At 45.7% G+C, this 20,928-nt stretch carries 22 protein-coding genes; 5 read left to right on the top strand and 17 right to left on the bottom strand.

Annotated features, from left to right (window positions below; genetic code table 11):
• Positions 1-24: 24 nt before the first annotated feature.
• On the bottom strand, positions 25-684 hold the full coding sequence (locus IEY34_RS33540; protein ID WP_229757971.1) for a serine/threonine-protein kinase: 660 nt from the start codon (positions 682-684) through the stop codon (positions 25-27).
• Between the two features lie 234 nt (positions 685-918).
• Between IEY34_RS33540 and IEY34_RS33535 the strand changes: the two genes are divergently transcribed.
• Positions 919-1,809 carry a cation diffusion facilitator family transporter gene (locus IEY34_RS33535; RefSeq protein WP_189020245.1) on the top strand — a complete coding sequence of 297 codons (891 nt, stop codon included), beginning with the start codon at positions 919-921 and terminating at the stop codon, positions 1,807-1,809.
• Positions 1,810-1,895: 86 nt separating this feature from the next.
• Here the strand turns inward: IEY34_RS33535 and msrB are convergent, their stop codons facing one another.
• The 7 genes from msrB to IEY34_RS33500 all read right to left on the bottom strand — a co-directional run bounded on the left by msrB (position 1,896) and on the right by IEY34_RS33500 (position 8,630).
• A complete protein-coding gene (gene msrB, locus IEY34_RS33530; protein ID WP_189020243.1) occupies positions 1,896-2,879 on the bottom strand; it encodes a peptide-methionine (R)-S-oxide reductase MsrB in 984 nt (327 codons plus the stop codon).
• A gap of 466 nt (positions 2,880-3,345) precedes the next feature.
• Positions 3,346-4,278, bottom strand: a complete 933-nt coding sequence (locus tag IEY34_RS33525; RefSeq protein ID WP_189020241.1) for a manganese-dependent inorganic pyrophosphatase — start codon at positions 4,276-4,278, stop codon at positions 3,346-3,348.
• 267 nt (positions 4,279-4,545) lie between these two features.
• Positions 4,546-5,322 carry a polysaccharide deacetylase family protein gene (locus IEY34_RS33520; RefSeq protein WP_229757970.1) on the bottom strand — a complete coding sequence of 259 codons (777 nt, stop codon included), beginning with the start codon at positions 5,320-5,322 and terminating at the stop codon, positions 4,546-4,548.
• A gap of 1,012 nt (positions 5,323-6,334) precedes the next feature.
• Positions 6,335-6,688, bottom strand: a complete 354-nt coding sequence (locus IEY34_RS33515; protein ID WP_189020239.1) for a GIY-YIG nuclease family protein — start codon at positions 6,686-6,688, stop codon at positions 6,335-6,337.
• 31 nt (positions 6,689-6,719) lie between these two features.
• Positions 6,720-7,475: a DUF2087 domain-containing protein gene (locus tag IEY34_RS33510; protein WP_189020237.1), complete on the bottom strand. Its 756-nt coding sequence runs from the start codon at positions 7,473-7,475 to the stop codon at positions 6,720-6,722.
• Between the two features lie 151 nt (positions 7,476-7,626).
• Complete coding sequence (locus IEY34_RS33505; protein ID WP_229757969.1) at positions 7,627-8,079, bottom strand: DUF6157 family protein; 453 nt, start codon at positions 8,077-8,079, stop codon at positions 7,627-7,629.
• A 5-nt stretch (positions 8,080-8,084) separates the two neighbouring features.
• The gene (locus tag IEY34_RS33500) at positions 8,085-8,630 is read right to left on the bottom strand and encodes a DUF1697 domain-containing protein (RefSeq protein WP_189020235.1); all 546 of its coding nucleotides are present in this window, start codon (positions 8,628-8,630) and stop codon (positions 8,085-8,087) included.
• 141 nt (positions 8,631-8,771) lie between these two features.
• On the opposite strand from IEY34_RS33500, the gene IEY34_RS33495 reads away from it, so the two are divergent.
• The 4 genes from IEY34_RS33495 to IEY34_RS33480 all read left to right on the top strand — a co-directional run bounded on the left by IEY34_RS33495 (position 8,772) and on the right by IEY34_RS33480 (position 11,653).
• Positions 8,772-9,533 (top strand): alpha/beta family hydrolase, encoded by a 762-nt coding sequence (locus IEY34_RS33495; protein ID WP_189020234.1) that lies wholly within the window; start codon positions 8,772-8,774, stop codon positions 9,531-9,533.
• A gap of 62 nt (positions 9,534-9,595) precedes the next feature.
• The gene (locus tag IEY34_RS33490; protein ID WP_189020232.1) at positions 9,596-10,375 is read left to right on the top strand and encodes a threonine/serine exporter family protein; all 780 of its coding nucleotides are present in this window, start codon (positions 9,596-9,598) and stop codon (positions 10,373-10,375) included.
• Positions 10,372-10,800 (top strand): threonine/serine exporter family protein, encoded by a 429-nt coding sequence (locus IEY34_RS33485; protein ID WP_189020230.1) that lies wholly within the window; start codon positions 10,372-10,374, stop codon positions 10,798-10,800. The genes IEY34_RS33490 and IEY34_RS33485 overlap by 4 nt, the downstream gene beginning before the upstream one ends.
• Before the next feature lie 154 nt (positions 10,801-10,954).
• The gene (locus IEY34_RS33480; RefSeq protein WP_189020228.1) at positions 10,955-11,653 is read left to right on the top strand and encodes a class I SAM-dependent methyltransferase; all 699 of its coding nucleotides are present in this window, start codon (positions 10,955-10,957) and stop codon (positions 11,651-11,653) included.
• Between the two features lies 1 nt (position 11,654).
• On the opposite strand, the gene IEY34_RS33475 is transcribed toward IEY34_RS33480, so the two are convergent.
• The 9 genes from IEY34_RS33475 to IEY34_RS33435 all read right to left on the bottom strand — a co-directional run bounded on the left by IEY34_RS33475 (position 11,655) and on the right by IEY34_RS33435 (position 20,069).
• Positions 11,655-12,125 carry a DUF2269 family protein gene (locus tag IEY34_RS33475; RefSeq protein ID WP_229757968.1) on the bottom strand — a complete coding sequence of 157 codons (471 nt, stop codon included), beginning with the start codon at positions 12,123-12,125 and terminating at the stop codon, positions 11,655-11,657.
• A 42-nt stretch (positions 12,126-12,167) separates the two neighbouring features.
• Positions 12,168-12,500 carry an ASCH domain-containing protein gene (locus IEY34_RS33470; protein WP_189020226.1) on the bottom strand — a complete coding sequence of 111 codons (333 nt, stop codon included), beginning with the start codon at positions 12,498-12,500 and terminating at the stop codon, positions 12,168-12,170.
• A 77-nt stretch (positions 12,501-12,577) separates the two neighbouring features.
• Entirely contained in the window at positions 12,578-12,751 is a 174-nt protein-coding gene (locus tag IEY34_RS33465; protein WP_189020224.1) for a hypothetical protein, read from the bottom strand.
• A 97-nt stretch (positions 12,752-12,848) separates the two neighbouring features.
• Positions 12,849-13,850 (bottom strand): aldose 1-epimerase, encoded by a 1,002-nt coding sequence (locus tag IEY34_RS33460; protein ID WP_189020222.1) that lies wholly within the window; start codon positions 13,848-13,850, stop codon positions 12,849-12,851.
• A gap of 190 nt (positions 13,851-14,040) precedes the next feature.
• Positions 14,041-15,528: an L-arabinose isomerase gene (araA, locus tag IEY34_RS33455; protein WP_189020220.1), complete on the bottom strand. Its 1,488-nt coding sequence runs from the start codon at positions 15,526-15,528 to the stop codon at positions 14,041-14,043.
• A gap of 86 nt (positions 15,529-15,614) precedes the next feature.
• Positions 15,615-16,709 carry a GntR family transcriptional regulator gene (locus IEY34_RS33450; protein WP_189020219.1) on the bottom strand — a complete coding sequence of 365 codons (1,095 nt, stop codon included), beginning with the start codon at positions 16,707-16,709 and terminating at the stop codon, positions 15,615-15,617.
• A gap of 210 nt (positions 16,710-16,919) precedes the next feature.
• Positions 16,920-17,744: a carbohydrate ABC transporter permease gene (locus IEY34_RS33445; protein ID WP_189020217.1), complete on the bottom strand. Its 825-nt coding sequence runs from the start codon at positions 17,742-17,744 to the stop codon at positions 16,920-16,922.
• Between the two features lies 1 nt (position 17,745).
• Positions 17,746-18,630 (bottom strand): carbohydrate ABC transporter permease, encoded by an 885-nt coding sequence (locus tag IEY34_RS33440; RefSeq protein WP_189020215.1) that lies wholly within the window; start codon positions 18,628-18,630, stop codon positions 17,746-17,748.
• 83 nt (positions 18,631-18,713) lie between these two features.
• Positions 18,714-20,069, bottom strand: a complete 1,356-nt coding sequence (locus IEY34_RS33435; protein WP_229757967.1) for an extracellular solute-binding protein — start codon at positions 20,067-20,069, stop codon at positions 18,714-18,716.
• Positions 20,070-20,928: the final 859 nt, after the last annotated feature.

Genomic DNA, 20,928 nt, shown 5'->3' with positions numbered 1-20,928 from the left:
GCCTTCCTTTTGTACATAATAATTTCACTTAATTGATTGTATGGTATGCCTCGACCTGCGGAATTTTTTCCATTTGCGATAGCCTCTGCGAACCACATTCAAAGCAAATCCGGGAATCCGTAATCTGCGAATCCATGAGTAGTAGAAGCGGTCATACGCCTGTTTCAAATCGTCCCACATCGGACAATATTCACTTTTCATAAAATCAGACACATCTACGACTAGTCCCCTGCCGTCCTGCATCATCACGTTTTTCCCATGCACATCATGCGGATTTAGTCCCCTGCTCACCGCATAAGCAAGTGCTAGATCAATATCTGCGATGACCTGCCGCGGGATGGGCAGTCCGCGCTGTAAGCAATTGTACAAGGTTACGCCAGTCAAACGTCGCAAAACGAGGAAGTTGTCCCCCGCATGATAACATTCCGAGAAAGCCGGATGCTTCCCTAGTCGACTATACACTTCCGTTTCCTCAACGATCCCATGCCTGCCAGGCGCATACACTTTTACCACCATGTCCGGATAGTTTGGATGCATGAAAACTGCTGCATAGTTGCCAGCACCTACTAATTTCCAAGGTTTTGGGTATACATGCACAACAATGGGTTCGAACGGGTCTTCACTATGAATTTCCAGGTTAGGAAGCAATTGATGTTGAATATCGATTAGCCAAGGTTTTAACATAACTATTTTGCCTCCCCCATGAAATCGTCTATGGACAGACATATTGGCATGGTTTGTTAATTTCTACTATGTGTGGTATTATACAAAGATATTTGTGTAAAGTGAAGTGTTGATTATGCCCTATTATATTGTACTAGATTTCCATTCCCATATAAAAAACAACGAAAATCCCTTGACCCTTGGTCAAGGGATTTTTTTTCCTTGGGGAAACACTTCTGCAGGAGGTCATCTTTGATGAGCAGTAACAACAAATCATCTGTCTGGGCCATATGGCTGTCTCTCATTAGCAACATCATTCTAACTTTTATGAAAATTATTATCGGACTTGTCTTTCAAAGTGAGGTGTTATTAGCAGACGGGGTTCATAATGCCGGTGACATTATCGCAACTGTCGCAGCCCTTAGCGCTATGCGCATATCCAAACTTCCAGCCGATGAAGATCACCCCTATGGACATGGCAAAGCAGAAGTACTCGGCTCCGGATTTGTCGCTTTTATTCTTGTGTTAGCAGCACTTTATATCGGTTATCATGCGACAGCCGCCTTTTTCCACGAGCCTCTGGCTCCAAGCTATATCGCTTTCTTCGCAGCCATTTTATCGGCTATTTGGAAATATGCCCTCTACGTCTATACAATTCGGATCGGCAAAGAGACCAATAGCAAAGGGCTCATCGCAACAGCCAAAGATCATCTAGCCGATGTCTACGCATCGTTAGCTGCAGTGATTGGGATTGGCTTAGCTTTTATAGGCAATGTCTACAATGTTCATTGGTTATCTTATGGCGATGCGGCAGCCGGAATTATCGTTTCCCTATTGGTCCTTCGTTTGGGCATTGAAATGGCCAAGGAATCCTTCGATATTCTGATGGAAAAAACCGTCGATCAACAGCGACTAACCGAATACACACAATTAATTCAAGCCATTCCTCAGGTCAAAAGAATCGATCGCATTCGCGCGCGCGAGCATGGTCATTATATTTTGGTAGATGCCCGCGTCTCCATTCCAGGCGAGCTGACCGTTCAGCAAGGTCACGATATCTCAAGGGCCATCAAGCAGTCCATTAAAAATGAACACAATGATGTCGATGAAGTTCTTATTCATTTAAATCCTTGGTACAAAGAATAAACGATTTTCCAAATAAACAGAAAGACGCCTGCCCAAGTTAGAACTGGGAAGCGTCTTTTCTTTATTACAGCGCCTATACGCCGGACTTACTTCTCTTCAAAAAAAGGTATAAATGCTGCATACCCTTCCTTCTCAAGCTGATCTAGTGGAATAAAACGCAATGCAGCTGAATTAATGCAGTATCTCAATCCGTTCGGCCCCGGACCATCATTAAATACATGGCCAAGATGGGAATCCGCTTCATGACTTCTAACTTCCGTACGAACCATGAAATGACTGACATCTGACTTCTCTTTGACGCTGCCGCCAAATAACGGTTTCGTGAAGCTCGGCCATCCGCAGCCGGAATCGAATTTATCGTAGGAACTAAATAGAGGCTCACCCGAGACAATATCAACATACAGCCCCTTCCCTTTATGATCCCAGAATTCATTATCAAAAGGTCGCTCCGTACCATTGTTTTGCGTCACTTCGAATTGTATCGGAGTTAGCTTTTGTTTGCGCTCAGCTTTATCTTCGGCTGTATTCCAGTGCTTCTCAATATACGCATCGCGCCCTGACCCTTTGCGGTAGGCTTTATAACGCAGCGGATTCTTGTGATGGTAATCCTGATGATACTCTTCACCTGGATAAAAGGCTTCCGCATCGATCCACACGATTTCCGTCACAATCGGACGATTAAATCGCCCACTTGTTTGCAGTGCCTGCTTGGAAGCTTCCGCTTGTACTTGCTGCTCATCGCTATGGGCAAAAATGGCGGTTCGATACGATGATCCACGGTCATGGAATTGACCTCCTGCATCCGTTGGATCGATCTGGCGCCAGTACGTTTCAAGTAATTTAGAATAAGGATATAGAACGGGATCGAACGTAATTTGAACGGCTTCTGCATGACCGGTCGTTTCCGAACATACTTCTTGGTAAGTCGGATTGCTCGTGTGCCCGCCAATATAACCGGAAACAACTGAAATTATGCCTGGTAGTTCCTCGAATGGTGTTACCATACACCAGAAACATCCTCCTGCGAATGTTGCCTTATCATAGTTTCCTTGCTGAACGTTGTTAACCATCTCCTGCTCCACCTCTTTCTTTGATCTCTTCACTATCATACCAAAAGATTGCGCTGCAACAAAATAACACTAGCGTGCGACTGGCGGCAAGCGTTATTTTGCACAAAATGATAAAAAACCAAAGAATAACGGCTTCGTTGCCCTGAGAGATCAGCCTCTTGGTAGCGACAAATCCTGTTGCGGGAACTACAGTTCGCTATTTACGCAAATAGCAGGAATACAAGGGTGCTAGCGGAACTACAGGGTCTTATTTCTACGAAAAGCGCTGAATTTCCCTCACAAATAGCAAATTAGCGAACTGTAGTTCCCTCAACCTCGCTATAATTACACTTTTGGCTAGAATAGCTCCCTGTAGTTCCCTCCCACAGCGCGAGGCCATTAGGGTAACTCCTCGATCATTCCAAAACAAATTCTATGTATAAAAAAACGCCATTCATCGAAATGAACAGCGTCCTCAATCCAAACCTTACAACGTGTTAAAAATATCCGTAAGAACGGGAACGATTTGCGATTTACGGGAAACTACGCCTTTAAGCAATGCTTTGTTGTCTACAAGTGTTACGTTGTAGGCTTTCTCAACAGCATCTGCTTTGCGGCCTAGTGCCAAACCAACGGAATCATTGTTTAAGATGTCAGTCACAACGAATAAGAAAAGATCCAGATTTTTCTCAGTGATAATCGTGTTCAAAGCGGATTCAATTTCTGCTTGTTGGGACAGAACATCATTCACGTCAACCGCATTGACTTGAGCAATCTCAGCTTTGTAGCTGCCTAATTGGAATTCTTTTGCATCCAGCGAGATCAGTTGTGCAACGGTTTTGTCACTCAAATCTGCTCCTGCTTTCAGCATCTCCAACCCGTAGGTTTCAGCGTTCACGCCAGCGATTTCAGCAAGCTCACGAGCTGCTGCAACGTCTTGCTCTGTGCAAGTCGGGGATTTGAACAACAAGGAATCAGAAATGATAGCAGAAAGCATCAAGCCTGCGATATCTTTATCGATGGAGACGCCATTTTCTTTGTACAATTTATTCAGGATGGTCGCTGTGCAACCAACCGGCTCTGCACGGTAGTAAAGCGGGTGGCTCGTTTCAAAGTTCGCGATACGGTGATGGTCAATAACTTCCACAACACGTACTTTATCAATATCCGCAGCACTTTGTTGGCGTTCAACATGGTCAACTAAGATTACATTCTCAGCTTCGTTCGCTACAGTCTCTACTTGACGAGGAGCAGCTACTTTGAACGTATCAAGCGCATATTGGGTTTCACCGTTCACACTGCCAAGGCGAACAGCTTCAACCTCTTGACCTAGTTTTGTTTTCAATGCTGCATAAGCAATTGCTGAAGTGATTGAATCAGTGTCCGGATTTTTATGTCCGAAAATAAGTGTTTTTGACATGATATGACTCCTTAAACGAAATAGTTTAGTAAAAATTGTTATCTCTATGTACGATTATACTCAAAAAACTCGGTAAATCCACTACTATACCAAAAGCTATCGTGTGAATTAGGTAAATTGGCTGAAAATCCGTCTATAAGTACTTGCAGACCATAAGCAAACTCTCATTCTTCCTCTGCGCTTGTCGTGTAAGCCGCGAGACGAATCAGCTGTGGAAACTTCTCTGGTGGCTGTGTGTAGATCTAGCTCAAACGACCTGTTTTCGCTTCAAGGAACGGATAGCCTTTGCTTCCAAGTCTCGAAGCTATCCTCGCTGCGTACTACCAAACGACTTCGTTCATAGGGAGATTGGGCTGACGTTGCCCATCCCTCCTGGGTCGTGAAGCCCCATTGAAATCCAGCATCTCGCAAAATCTTCAGCGTATCCGCGTTGTACTCGCCGTACGGATAAGCAAAAGCAGCCGCTCGCTTTCCCAGCTTCTGCTCAATCCAGCGGCGCGATTCCGTGATCTCCTCGCGCTGCTGCTTCTTGGTGAGCTGCGGGAGATGCGGATGGGTCATGCCATGCGGCTCAATGTCCCATCCCGCTGCGCTCAGCTCTTGCACTTGCGGCCAGCTCACATAGCCCGGCTGGCCCACGGCTCCAGGCGACAGGAACAGCGTCGCCGGAAAACCGTGCTGCCGGAGGATCGGCAGCGCCGCCTCCGCATTGTCTGCATAGCCGTCGTCGAACGTGAGCAGCACGGGCTTCTGCGGCGACGGCAGCTCCTTCGCGAGGACGCGGGCGAAGTCCGCCAGCGTCAGCGGAGTGTAGTGCTGCGCAGCCAAATAGGCCATTTGGCGCGCGAAGTCATCGGGGTGGAGCACGTACGTGTTCCCCGGCTCCACCCCGATGCTGTGGTAGTTCAGCACGGGAATTCGGATGATTCCGTGCTTCAGTTCTTCAGCGGCATGCGCCCAGCCAAACGCGATCACAAGCAGCCCCGCGATGGTTACTGGGATAATGCGCACGAATGCGATGATGCGTCTACGGTATTCTCTCATCGGACTTTCGACCTCCTCCTGCCTAAGCATTCGCTTAGTTTCTGCAGGATTGACAACAAAATACTGGTTTTCTCACATTCTCATTAACAAATCATGAAATAGAGGGGCTACGATCCCTCTGGATTTGAATTTGTCTGGTTGGTGTTGGTTGGTGTTGGTGGTTGGTTGGTGGTTGGTGGTGGTGTTGGTTGTCGGTTGCTGGTGGTTGGTGGTGTTAGTGTTGGTTGCTGGTGTTTGTTGGTGTTAGTGTTGGTTGCTGGTTGCTGGTGTTTGTTGTTGGTGATTGGTGGTGGTGGTGAAGTTAGATAGAGGGGTGGGAGAACACATAGCATATTTGCAAGGGAAAGCAGCTGCCTAGTTGGACGGTGCGGCAGTACGTCCTCTGTTAAAGAAACGACAACCACACTAAAAAAAGCGGCGGCTTTGCCTCCCTAAGAGATGAACGTCTTCATAACAGTTTTCAGCAATATAGCGGCTCCTACTTCCCTTTACGTCTTTGCAATGACAGAGATCGTCGTGTGAAAAGGAACTATGATCCGCTAAATGGCGGGAACTGGGGTAAAAGTAGCATGAAAGGGAACTGAGATCCTCTATTTAAGCGGAATCTGCTGATTCCAACCGGGAAATGGTGACATAGCGGATCGTAGTTCCCTCTGGCGTGGAATATGGCGGTTTTCAGAACTATAGCGTACTGTAGTTCCCTCCAAACTCGAAAATGTGACACATTTTGCTAGTATCGCGGCTTGACGTTCCCTTTCACCCCAAACCAAAAACATGTCACTTAGACCTACGTTGATTGTCAAGATAACCTGCCGATGGTTGACTTGACATACGTCCTCAGACAAGACCCGGCTCCACTCTTCCGTTTCTCAGCATGAGATTCTCATCAAAGAAAATTCGGTGTAGGATGTCCTGTTTCATATTCTATATCCACTCAAAAACTTACACTCTCTATTATTCCAAAAAGAAGAGGATGTGCAGCCTCAGCCTCCCCTCCTCTTCGTCTCTATTCTTACGGCTTGCGCTTATTGTACCCACGCTCATCGAAGGGTTGAATCTGCTCAAGCCACTTCTCTTCCAACTTCCGGAGGGCGTCTTTCTCGTCGAAATACCCCGTCTCCTTCACTTCAAGCACTTCCAGAACTTCCATGACGAAGGCATCGCTTCCGAACTCGTTCCATTCTTTTTGAAGCTCCTTGTTCATGTGACCACCCATCTCAAGCTGCATGCGTTTTCCGTTCATAGAACGCAAATTTCTCGTGCTGTCGACCCATAATTTATTATTCACAGTATTGCGAACTTGAAACACGCCCGCTTCTTGCTTCGTTTCTTTATATTGCATCTGTAATTCTTGTCTGCGGTTCATAGACCCTGACTCCTTTTTACTCATATCGTAGTCACCCTTTGCGCCAATATTGGCTACCATCTGGTTCTCGGTCAAGAAAACCGTATTCAATCAAGTATCTTCGTAATTTCACATAATCATGAAACGCTGGCTTCAAAATTTCATTGACTTCTTTTTCACTGTAGAAATGGTCTTGTTCGAATCGCTTGGCAATCTCGCGCAGCACGACGATCTTGTGTTTTTCTTGCTGCGAGAAGGATGTCAGTTCTCCGGAGGTGCCGTTCGGGAAATACTTCTTGATCATTTTCTCATACTCATCTTGCGTAATATTGTATCTTTCATCCACCATTTTGGCGGTTTTATGAATGTCTACAAAAACTGGCGCATGCTGATCCTTCTCCTTCAACAGCTCCATCATGACTAGAAAAACTTTGGCTTGACGTTCTTTCTCTTTGAGTCCAAACCGATGATTACGAATTGTAGACGCGCTGCCAATATTCAGCTCCTGCTGAATTTCGCTGTCGCTCTTACCTTCATAAAACAACTGAAGTAAACTATTCTGATGGTCCGTAAGACCTGTCAATTTCTTATCCAAGCCAACTAAATATTGAAAGACAGAGCCATGAGCCTGTGCGATATGCCATTTCAAATAACGCTCGGCATCATACAAGACATCTTCGACTGGATAAATAACGCCTATTTCGGTTTGTTTTCCACATAGCAAACAAATATGAAAATCGCCTTCCTGTACATAGCCTCTTTTCCACTCGTCAAACGAGGCTTGCCAGAACAATTCAGTTACTTCCACAACAAACACTCCTTATCTATGTCCTGTATATAATAGACATTATATTGTTTTGTTTGCTTTTTTGTCAACATAACGAAATAAAAACCACCAGAAAGATTTCCTGATGGTCACTTTTGCGGGTTATAGGCTTCGCATTGACTCTATTTCAGCACTAGCCGCGAGAATTCCGCATTGCATACAATAATTTGGGGCCATCAGGAGCTCCCCCATTCCCCGCTTCAACAAATTGCTGATACGCCTCTGATTCCATCGGAAATATAGCAATTTTACCTTCTTCATCATAATGCACACCCCAACCATGCTTCTTGGGCAGCATAGATGCACGTAAACAGGGATGGCTTTTGGCAAAAAGTGCCAGACGAATGTCTTCGCCGCTATCCTCGATTCCACTCTGAGGAATTTGTTTGTGAAGCAGATGAACTTGATAAATCAGTTCTCCCTGTGTAAAGCGATAAGGATTTTGAGATAATAACTCATATTGAATCAAATGAGCGGTTTTCCCTTCTTTCTTGTTCGCCGGAACAGTTCCTGTCTCCACCGGACAGTCAGCTGAAACTAGGATGAAGGTATTGGTGTAGCTCATTCGCGAATCATCATAGTCCATCCTAATCAGCTCCCTTCCTCAGCTAATTGAATCAGCTTGTTCATCGTTTGCCAATTTCTTGTCGTTGCGGTCACGCCAAGTTTTTTCTCCAGAAAATTGTTGCTGAACTTCGTTTCACCATAATTCTTGCGAATAAGCATATAGACGGTAAGCCCCATCACCCGGAATTCGTCGACTTCATTCTGAAAGGATGCCAATTTCACTACCGCCTCGTCTGTAGGAAGCTGAGACAATAAAGTAACGTAACGCTGTGCCCCCTCTTCCTCGTCAACAGTCAGATACGGTGTCTGCTCGACAATCTCGTGCATCTCAGCGAGTGATCGAATGATAACAGGTATATCATAATTGAGCTGAGCCAACAACTCTTGGACAATGCGCTCACGAGCAGTTTCTGCGCTTTCCTCACTATCAAAAATCACATTCCCACTCTGAATATACGTGATCACACGGTGATACCCCATCGCTTCGAAAATGCTTCGCAGCTTGTCCATTTTAATCAGTTTCTGACCGCTTACATTGATACCGCGCAATAACGCCATATATCTAGGCATACGACAACCTCGCTTTTTTATTCCATTATACACCATCTAGATCCGTCAAAAAAATGCTTTCATGCCTAGCAGCCTCCTTCAGTTGTGTATGCCTTGACACTTCTAATAGGACTTGATAACCTACATGGCGAGAGGTGATATATGATGAGAACTTTTAAACGTCATTGGTGGAAATGGGCTTTAGCCTTATTAATTATGCTTGTGGCTATTATTTATTGGTATTTGCGACCTTATCAACCTGATGCTGACGCACTTGAAGCTATGAAAAGCAATGAAACCGTTACGGTGAGCGAACAAGGTCAAGTCATTCTGTTTGAACCCAAGAATCCGGTACAGCCGAGTATGATCTACTATCCCGGGGGTCTCGTTAAACCGGAAAGCTACGCCACTTATGCGCAAGCCTTAGCGCAGGCAGGGCATCGGACCTATATTGTGAAAATGCCCATGAATCTGGCTGTTTTTGGCGGTGATCGAGCAGCGTCTATTCTAGCGGCCCGTCATCCTGATGAGTCTTTTGTAATCGGTGGTCATTCCCTTGGGGGTGTGATGGCCTCCCGCTTTGCTGCTAAACATGCGGATGCTTTTGCCGGTGTATTTTTTCTGGCCTCATACCCAGACCCCAAAGGGAGTCTGCTTACTGCGAATCTGCCAGTGATCTCTTTGATAGGCTCAAAGGATGGCGCGGTCAAACAGGATGCCTTCACTGCGGCGAGAAGCGACCTTCCGACCACAACCGAATATCATACGATACAAGGCGGAAACCATTCTCAATTCGGCAGCTATGGCTTTCAAAAAGGCGATCACTCCGCAGACATTTCTGCCAAGCAGCAGTTGGACGAAACGATTAAATTACTGCTCAATTGGGAAAAAATTGCTTTAAAATCAATCAAAACCACGCCTTAACATCAAAGGCTGCTCGTGGTATAGTATACTTTTGGCAAATCTACCCTCAGGAGTGAACGACCATGGAGCAGCCCTCTGCGACCAACTACGAAATCGCACAAGTCTGTTTGCTTGCCGGTAAAATCATGCTGGAAAATGGCGGCGAAACGTATCGTGTCGAAGATACCATGAGCCATGTCGCTCAAGCTTTCGGCGTACCCAATTCACATAGCTTTGTGACGCCAACCGGGATCATTTTCTCCATCGATGGACCGGAACAGACAACCCGGCTGATTCGAATTTCCGCTCGTTCTACCGACCTTCACAAAGTAACCGTTGTCAATGCGGTTTCCAGACGAATCAGTCAAGGAGAGCTTACACCTGCTGAAGCTTATCGGTTACTTGTCGATATAGATACAGCCAGAACAGGCTATCCAACTTGGATCAAAATCCTGTCCGCGGCCATAGCCAGCGGCTGCTTTTTAATTATGTTCCAAGGGAAATGGAGCGACTTCCTGCCCGCTTTTGTTGCCGGCGGCGCGGGATTTTCTTTTCTTGGTTATTTTCATCGATTGGTGCCGATTAAGTTTTTTGCGGAGTTTTTGGCTTCCTTATTGATAGGAACCATGGCCTATCTCTGGGTGATAGCGGGCCTGGGCCATGATCTTGATAAAATCATTATCGGCTCTGTCATGCCGCTTGTGCCTGGACTTCTCATCACGAACGCTGTGCGCGATCTGATGGCTGGGCATTTCGTGTCAGGCGTTTCCAAGGGTGCTGAAGCATTTCTAACGGCCTTTGCGATTGGCGCAGGTATCGCCTTCGTGCTGTCCTTCTATAACGGGGAGGGAATCACAGGATGATCATGCTCGAACAGCTCCTCACAAGCTTCATCGCTACTGCAGCTTTTGCAATCTTGTTCAATGTGCCGAAGCGAACACTGCTGCAATGCGGCTTCGTTGGAATGGTGGGCTGGATGTTATATGTTTCCTGCTTACTCATCCCCCTTGATCCCATCTTGGCAACGCTGATCGCTTCTTTCTTCGTTACGGTTGTGAGTCAGTTCTTGGCTAAAATCTATAAAACACCAGTCATTGTTTTCAGTGTTTCCGGGATCATTCCATTAGTACCCGGCGGTCTTGCCTATGATGCCATGCGGAACGTCGTCCTCAACCACTATGATCTTGCCGTACAGCTGGCTGCCAAAGCGTTCCTGCTGTCAGGCGCTATTGCCATTGGCCTTGTCTTCTCTGAGGTGCTCAATCAATTATTCCGTCGTGTAAAATAAGAGAACATCCGCCTATTTTCAATAGGCACCGCTCGAGTTATAGGTTTTACCTATAATGATAATCGGTTTTATATCTTAGATTTCTTCCCCTTCACCAGTTAAACTAACAACAAGACATACGATTGTATCACGAAGTGAACGGAGTTGAAGAAGAGTGAAACATCAAGACAAACAACGAATCAGCACAAAATTTGATCAAATTGCCGAAAAGTATGACAGCCAACGAAAAAAGCTAATTCCCTGTTTTGACGACTTCTATCGCATTGCCGCCTCACTTGTGCAGGCCGATCATCCAGCACCGCGTATTCTCGATCTAGGCGCCGGAACAGGTCTCTTCTCCTCTTATGTGCTCCATCAATTTCCAGGAGCCCATATTACGTTAATTGATCTTTCAGAGGGAATGCTGGATGTTGCCAAGCTGCGCTTTGGAGAAGACTCCGCCCATCTCACCTTCGTTGCCGGGGATTACAGCCATTTCGAAAGCGCTGAAACGTTTGACTGCATAATCTCAGCACTTTCTATCCATCACCTGGAAGATCCCGCCAAAGAAGCCTTATTCCATCATATCTTCGGATTGCTTAAACCGGGCGGCGTCTTCGTCAATGCCGATCAAGTACTGGGCAGCAGCCCGTTTCTCGACCAGCTCTACCGCTCGGATTGGACGACCAAGATTGAAGCCACGGATCTGACGGCTGACGCGCTCCAAGCAGCTTATGAACGGACGAAACTGGATAAAATGGCTCCCCTTGAACAACAGTTAGGTTGGTTGAGAGAAGCAGGATTCGCTGACGTAGACTGCATATACAAATATTATAACTTTGTAGTCATGCACGCTCGCAAACCGGCTCTGTAACCTACCATAAGTTTGGCTTGGCCACCATAAACCACATCATAGATAAAGTGATTAAGACGTACCAGATCAAGGCTTTACGCAGTCTATTGACCAAATCATTGCGATCTTCATGAGGCGCTTTGAGCTTGCGAAGCAGGGGCGAGAATGCGCGGGCAATAAAATACAACGAGGCAACCATAATGAGCACGGTGACGATAATCCAGGAAGTCTTCCATGTCCAAGACGTAATCCATGTCAGTATGATGCCTGTCGCAACTAGAACATGTCCCGCATGCTTCGTAAGTCGTACGGTAATGCGAAATGGCTCCAGATAATCCGGCAGCTGCTCGAATGGTGCTGTTCGTATTTTTGCCAGCAGTGGAAATAAGACGAAATAAGGACCAATACTTAATACGACACTAAAAATATGGATATACAACAGTAAAATGTACCAACTCAACACCATCATCCATTCTGTGAAAAAATTCAACAAAACAGTGTAGATCCTAAGAATCCACACTGTTTTTGGTTTGCTTTATTCCGCTTTTTGGAACTCGTGAACCCATACTTTCATTTGCGGCAGCCAAGGCATGCCCGGATGAATGGATAGAATGCTGTCGCGATATTCGTCGATAGTTGTATGTCCTTCCGCCTTCGCATCCTCAACGGTCAAATCACCTAATGACTGCTGATACACTTTGATAACCGTGAAGGCTGTGCCTTCCAAGTCCATCGTTTCACCGATATCGGCATAGCGTCCATTGCGTCGACAAGCTGTCTTTTGACCAGCAAGCACTTTGCTGACCTCAGCTTCTTTGGTAACCAGTCGGTCAATTGTACATGTTTTTGGTGGTAACGTTTCGTTCATTTGATTTCCCTCCTTTTGGCAGTTTTCATTATACCGAAAGCGACTCCATTTGTCGAACGAACGGCGAAACTAACGTGTTATTCTCTCAACGCTTCTTTTAATTTGGTCGACATCGTGTCCATCGCATCCCCGGAAGGACGCTTAACGCCGCGCAATTTGGCAATTTCTTGCTTTAATCGCTCATTCTCCTGGCGGAGTCGTTTGATTTCTGCGAGTAAAGCGTCTTTCTCAGATACTTCGTTAGTTTCCATTTGTAAGCACCTATCCTTTCCGATAAAAATACCCCTCACAGCAGGAGATCATCACGTCGGATTCTCTCCATGCGTCTAAGGGGTACCTGTATGCTTCTTATTTCTTCAATTCAATTGTATATAATCTTGCTCTCTCGCCCCAAACCTCACCTGGTTCCAAAGATACGAGTCCAATTGGCTCAGCAGGAAGCTCCACATTCGGAGCATTGACCAAATTCATTTGCGGTTCCGGACAGAAAAAACCTTCCGAAGCGCCATTGTTCCAGATCATCCACTGTTTGTAGGAAGTTCCTACATCATAGACCAGTTTGACGCCTTCACGGGAATCTGTCAACTCCATGTAGTTGCGGCCATTTTGGGGCGCTGTTGTGTAATGATTATCCATGGATTCGAAGAATGGGGATAGTCCGCCAACTTTCATCTTCTCTTCATCGGCTGTTAATGACTGAAATTCACCTGTAGGAAGCATTCTCTCATTCAACTGCCAGCGGTTTCCAATGGTCATTTTGAATCCGTAGTCAGATGCCTGACTGTTAGGTGCGAATGGCGCATTTATCGTCGTGTGATAAGCCAGCAAGCAAGGCATTGCGTCCTTGCCTTCATTATGTACGGAAATATCCTGATGCAGCCCAAACGCATTCAACGTATAGGTCAAGCGGATCGTAAATTCATGCGGCAAATACGTATACACGGAGTGCCCTTCTCTGACTTGCAGAGCCAATGTGACATGACTCTCGGCTTCGTCCGTTCCGAATTTCTCGACTGTCCATGGAATATTGTGTACAAAACCATGTAAATGATTGCCTGTTTGGGGTTCGTTTACAGGAAATTCATACACCTTCCCTTGCCATGGGAATTTGCCGTCTTCATAGCGGTTTGGCGGAAATAGCACTGGAATTCCATGTACAATCGGACGCTCCTTGAAAGCAGCCATTTCTTCTAGAGCAGGCTCGCGCAAGAAACGGTACGCTTTCTCCGTATCTCGGAATGCAATCAGATTAGCGCCGATTTCAGGCAAAACAATTGCTTCGTATCGCCCAGCTTGCAGCCAGACCGCTTTCTCACCTTGATAAGTACCTTCATACGCCTTTGTTGTCATCGCTAGTAATCCTCCCACACGTCCATCCCTTTCCGGGACAGGCTTATATGCATTCACTTTATAGCATCTTATTAAAAGAAGTCAATGGATGAAAGTTTCGCAAACATCGACAAATGTGACTTTATGAACATAGGGCAAGAACGAGAAAACCGCCCCTCTTCAGAAGGAGGAACGGTCTTCATTCATTTACCTAGCGCTTCCAAGCCGCCTCGTTCCAGCGAAGCTCATTGCGGAATTGCAAGGGAGTTGTGTTTTTATTAATAATGACCACTTCCACACCCGCCAATTCAGCCCAATCAACCAACTGTTCTGTACTAACGTTGTAAGAGAATACCGTGTGATGCGCTCCGCCAGCAAGAATCCAGGACTCAGCGGAATCACGCAGCGATGGCTGCGGCTTCCACAGCACGCGAGCAACAGGCAGTTTTGGCATCGCCTTAACCGGTTGAACGGCATCCACCTCGTTGATTAGCAAACGGAAGCGGTTGCCCATATCAATTAGCGAGGCGTTCAGAGCGGCGCCTGAAGAACCATCAAATACGAGGCGCGCCGGATCCGCTTTACCGCCAATGCCCAGGGGATGAACCTCAATTTTCGGACGCGTTGCTGCGATCGTAGGACAAATTTCAAGCATATGCGCCCCTAAGACAAGCTCATTTCCTGGTTCCATATGATAGGTGTAGTCCTCCATGAAGGAAGTCCCTTTATTATTGGCGATAATCTTCATAACCCGTGTAAGAGCTGCCGTTTTCCAGTCGCCTTCTCCACCGAAGCCATATCCTTGTTCCATTAGACGCTGAACGGCCAAACCAGGGAGCTGCTTGAGTCCATGCAGATCTTCGAATGTCGTCGTGAAAGCTCCGAAGCCGCCTTCCTCCAAGAACCCTTTCAAGCCTAGCTCTATGCGAGCTTGCTCACGAATTGCCTCACGCACAGGTCCGCTCGTACGGCCTTCGGCCGTAATATCATACACATCCTGATACTCATCCATTAACTGATCCACATCAGCTTCCGAAATATCACCTACACGTTGAACAAGATCCCCTACACCATATCCATTAATGGACCAGCCGAATTTGATTTGCGCTTCTACTTTATCGCCTTCTGTAACCGCCACTTGACGCATGTTGTCGCCAAAACGGGCGACTTTCAAACTGCGTCCTTCGATGAAGGCAACCGCTGTGCGCATCCATCCAGCAATGCGTTCAATAACCGCCGGATCTTCCCAATAGCCTACAACAACCTTGCGGGAAATTCCCATGCGCGCTCCAATGAAACCATACTCACGATCGCCATGCGCTGCTTGATTCAAGTTCATGAAATCCATATCAATCGTTTCCCAGGGAATGTCGCGATTGAATTGCGTATGCAAATGAAGCAGCGGTTTGCGATATTCGGCCAAGCCGGCAATCCACATTTTCGCTGGAGAAAACGTATGCATCCACGTAATGATTCCCGCACAGGAGTCATCGGCATTGGCATCTAGACAAAGTCTGCGAATCGCATCTGGCGTCGTCAATACCGGTTTGAAAATAAGCTTGCTCGGAATCGATTCCTGACGGTCAATGCCTTCTGTCATTTGTTTGGAATGCTCATCGACCTGCAGCAACGTCTCAGGTCCATATAAATGCTGGCTCCCGGTAACGAACCAAAAAACTTTTTCTTTAAAAGGGTTCATAGTAATATTGCCTCCTTGATTAGTCGTGTCAATATGGATATTATAACACTTGTACGTACAAGTTGGCTACAACTATTTTATCGTGATTAAACGTGTATTGTTGATTCCCTAACGATCAATTCCGGCATGTACACTTTACTGGTCTCACTGCTGTTTACTCGCTTATTCTCTATCATATCTATTAAAATCTCAGCCGCATCTACGCCTAACTGGGTTTTCGGATGTGTGAGTGTTGTAAGCTTCACTTCGGTGGCTACCGCCAAGGAGGAATCATCAAAACCTACCAATGAGACATCCTCTGGGACTCGCAAGTCTAATGTACGTACAGCTTCAAGCAAATGAATCGCTAATTCATCGTTATAACAGACAAAAGCGGTTGGACGCTCCGCTTTATGACTCAGGAGTTCAACTGCGGACTGATACGGTTTCTGCCTTTTCTCCTCCGTCGTATAGTGAATGACCAGCTCTGGAAGAAGCGGAATCTGATAGTGCTGGTGGGCGCGAATAAAACCTTTCAGCCGATTTACCCCTTGCAAGTCATCCGTTTTGAAGAACCCGGCGATCTCCCGATGGCCGAGCTCAATCAGATGCTGAGCCGCTTTGAAACCACCTTCTTCATCATCCACGATCAGGGAAGGACAGTTCATCTCCGGATACCTCTCGTTGATCATTAAATAAGGAATATGTTGATAGTCCAGCGATAAGTAAAAACTTAGATTCGGGTTGCCTTCTGCACTTCTTGTCGGTTCAATAATCAAGCCGCTCAACGGTTGGCTCATCATCATATTCAAGCTTTCTTTTTCTTTGTCCTTATCATTGTCCGTCGAAGACAAGAGAAGTCTGTATCCGCGTGCACGCAAGGCCGACTCTGCACCTCTCACAATATGCGGAAAAATATAATCCGAAATATAAGTCGTCAAAATGCCGATGGTCTGCACATCTCTGCTTTTTTGCGTTTGAGGCGTGGATACGTAAGTCCCTTTCCCCTGCAGTCGATACAGCCAGCCTTCTTGCTCTAGTTCACCGAATGTCTGCCGCACCGTTTGGCGACTCATCTGAAATTGCTCCGCAATTTCGTTCTCTGAAGGCATCTGGTCATTCGCTTTTAGTTTCCCGGCGTGAAGCCACGATAAGATTTCTTGTTTCAGCTGCATGTATTTCGGTATTGGTTTCTCTTTCATGGGTTCACCTCTGTTGTATAAATGCTGAAGGTATTATACCATTCGTCCAACTTGTATGTACATATAAGGACAGCAAAGCTCCGACAACGGACTCGTTAAATTGCCACTGGCTAAAATCAAAAAAAAGCGCAGTTAGCTGTTGTCCTTTGTTCGCAAGTGCTGAATCCGAACAAAGTAGAACATCTAAAGCGCTTATTTGTAGCATTATTTTTAACCCTTTACGCTGCCTGCCGCAACGCCTTGAATAATCTGCTTTTGCAAAACCGTGTAAACGATGATTACCGGCAACGCACTGATCATCACCGAAGCCGTTAACGCGCCGTAATTCATTTGGAATTTATCCATAAAAGCAACAACTGCTACGGGCAAGGTGCGCAGATCCTGGCTGGATAGAAACAAATTCGCCATAATAAATTCGTTCCAATGCCCCATGAAGTTCAGAATAAAGACAGTCACCAACGTGGGTAAAGTTAGCGGCATAATAATCCGGCCCAGCAGACCAAACACCGAAAGTCCATCCATGACGCCAGCCTCTTCCAGTTCGCGCGGGATCGACTTCAGAAATGCCGCCATGACAAACACGGAAATCGGAATACTGAAGGCGGTATAAGGAACAATCAGAGCAAATGGCGTATTGTAGATGCCTAAACTTCTGATCATAATATACAAAGGTATGAGCAAAGAAGCAGGAGATATCAATAGCGATAATAGCAAACCGCCATACACAAGCTTACTAATGCGAGGAAACCTCATTCTAGTAATGGCATATGCAATCGCAGTTGCCAGTACAATGCCTGCAACAGTTGCGATCGTACTTATATACAAGCTGTTCATGAAATATTTGCCAATATGCGAATTTCCAAAGGCGTCGATGTAGTTGCCTATTTGGAATTTCTCCGGCAGCGCCCACGGATGCAGAACGACTTCCGAGTTATTTTTGAAAGAGGAATTGAAAATAAACAAAAGCGGATACAAAATGATTGCTAAGTAACCTATAAGAATGACGTGCCGGAGAATGCCAGTTGCTTTTCTCATCTTAGTAGTCGACCTCCTCTGTCCGTCGGGTAAGGAAATGAAATATCACGGTTAAGACGACCGTAAATAAGAAAATAATCACTGAAATGGCATTCGCGTATCCGAATAATGACATCGAATAAGCTTGTTTGTACATATAGGTAGCCATCACTTCCGAACTTCCGAACGGACCGCCTTTGGTCATGATAAACACGATATCCAGCGCTTTCATGGCCCCGGTTATCGACAGCATCATCACTACGAGAATAACAGGGCGAATGAGCGGAATCGTAATGTAGCGCGCCTTGCGCCATCCGATCGCTCCGTCCATTTCTCCAGCTTCTTGCATTTCTTTTGGAATCGCGAAGATGGCAGCTAGTACAAGAACGATGTAGAATCCAGTCCATTGCCAGCCATTCGTCACGAGAATCGCTAACATCGAGTAACCTTCTTCACCCAGCCAACCATGCGTCCAACTCTCAAGACCAACCACGCGCAGCAATTGATTCACCAATCCCGCATCAGGATGATAAATAAACTGCCAAATAACCCCGATTATCGCTGTGGACAGTACACTTGGCAGAAAGACGGTCGTTTTGTAAAAGCCTAGAAACCGCTTAGCACCGCTAATTAAAATAGAGAAAAAAATAATGACTGGTATTTGAACGAATACCGAGAACAAGACAAAATAGATATTATTTTTAAAAGCTATCCAAAACTTTTCGTCATGGAATGCTTTCACGAAATTGTCTAAACCATTAAAAGTCGCTTCATTAATGCCGTTCCAACTTGTGACCGCATACTTCAAAGAATTCAGCATAGGTACAATGTAAAACGTCAGATAAAGCGCCATCGCAGGCACCACAAACAGCACATAGGCATACGGATTACGCAATACTTTATTCATGGTATCCTCCATCTTTCCGTTTGAATAGCGTAAATTAGGACACCAACGCTTACGCGTGGTGCCCCTTTCCCACATGTACCCAGTTACTTAGCGTCTTGTGCGGCCTGCATTTTTTCTGCTGCTTTTTGCGCAGTGATTTTACCACCGATCAACTCTTCGGAAGTCGCCTCCAGTGTTTTCTTCACGGCTGGTGAAACCAGCGCATCAAATGCTGGGAAAGCCCCTTTCTTCGCTGACAATTGCGCTTGCACGATTTCCGCGATCAAACCTGTGGCATCGCCAATATCCGTCAACTTCAAGGCAGGAATGTTACCGGATTCTTTCAACGCTATTTTTTGGTTCGCTTCGGTATAGAAGTTTTTGATAAACGATTTAACCGCTTTCAATTCATTTTCGTTCAATTTAGAGGAGAATCCGTAACCATTCGACCAACCACCATTGATCATATCGTCACCGCCACCGCCCATATTCGGGAAGTTGAAGAAACTCGCGTCGTTGGCCACGATCGACTTAGGACTCTTAATGGCTGAAGCAGCCCAGCTTCCGTCAAATAACATAGCCGCCTGACCTGTATAGAATCTGGCTTGCCCATCTGAATACTTGGTCGCGATCACGTTTTTATCGATGTAACCTTTCGTTTTCAGCTCTTCCAGTTTTTTGAAAGCTTCAACAACCGCTGGATCCGTCCATTTGGATTTGCCCGTTGCGAAACCATCTTGCACCTGAGGTCCGCCGATCCGCACGAACAGTGTATTCAATAACATGTTAATGACCCAACCGTCTCCGGCTCCTCCACCCATCGCGATTGGCGTGATGCCTTTGGCTTTAATCGCTTCGCAAACTTTCAAGAACTCATCCCATGTTTTAGGGACTTGAACGCCTGCGTCTGCAAACATTTTCTTATTATAGAAAACGCCTTCAACAAACCCCGATCTTGGCAATCCATAAATTTTGCCATCGACAGTAAACTCGTTCAGATTCATAAATTTATCTTTTAAACCTAGCTCAGTAAGAATTGGTGTCAAATCAAGCAAACGACCTGCTTTAGAATAATTCAACGTATCCGCTCCACCAAAAAGATCAAAAATAGGCGGCGGGCTGCCCGCTTGCATTTCTGCTTTCAACTTCGTGTCACGATTGACTACATCCTCAACACCATCCAATTCGAACTTAAGTCCAGGCACTTCTGCTTCTGTTGCTTTTACTACACTAGTCAAAATCGCTAAATTCGATTTCGCTGTGTCTCTAATCTCAATGTGTCGAAGCGTCATCTTGAACTCTTTTGGTTTCTCTTTTTCAGCTGCTTTTACTGGGGTGGATGGACTTGGGGACGTGGTTGTCGTCGTCGTTGCCGTTTGGCTTCCAGAGCTGCAAGCTACCGAGGTAGCCGTCATAGCCATTACTACCGCTAAAGATAAACCGCTTTTTACTTTGTTCATTGTTGACCTCCTAGAATTTCTGCTTTTTTTTGGGTACACCTCGATTATAAAAAAATAATTGGAAAAAGTTAGGTTGCTATTCTTATAAAACAGGGATAAATTTATCTATTTCTGGAAATTAGCAAGAAAAACTAGCCTGCAGCTAGGTTAACAAGTCCACGCACCTTGGGGCAAACCCCATGCCCCCCTAACGAACTCAATATCCTTTATTCGGCCAAAATCGCTCATTCTGAAAATCTAATGAATGCCAGATGCTCTATTTCAAGAAAATGAACACCTTTCCGCCCTAAAACTTGCTCAGTAGCGCCAACTCCGTTTATTAAATCTCCAAAGTAGCCATTTTACGGTCTATAAGCATCATACAGTTCGTTAGATGCCCTTTGAGACCGAAAAGCCCCGTGCCCCCCTAACGAACTCAATATCCTTTATTCGGCCAAAATCGCTCATTCTGAAAATCTAACGAATGCCAGATGCTCTATTTCAAGAAAATGAACACCTTTCCGCCCTAAAACTTGCTCAGTAGCGCCAACTCCGTTTATTAAATCTCCAAAGTAGCCATTTTACGGTCTATAAGCATCATACAGTTCGTTAGATGCCCTTTGAGACCGAAAAGCCCCATGCCCTCCTAACGAACTCAATACCCTTTATTCGGCCAAAATCGCTCATTCTGAAAATCTAACGAATACCAGATGCTCTATTTCAAGAAAATGAACACCTTTCCGCCTAAAATTTGCGTAACTACTTAGGTCTACCCAAAATTTTGTTGGATATTTTCTTCGTTGGCACAAGGGAATATGAATAAATATGGAGAATAGAGATTTATTCCATATTAGGGACGTGAGCCAATTGAAATGCACGG

The sequence above is a fragment of the Paenibacillus marchantiophytorum genome, assembly GCF_014640555.1.
Classification (GTDB): Bacteria; Bacillota; Bacilli; order Paenibacillales; family NBRC-103111; genus Paenibacillus_E; species Paenibacillus_E marchantiophytorum.
Note: the sequence above shows the minus strand (reverse complement) of the source record. Positions and strands in the feature narration are given on the sequence as shown.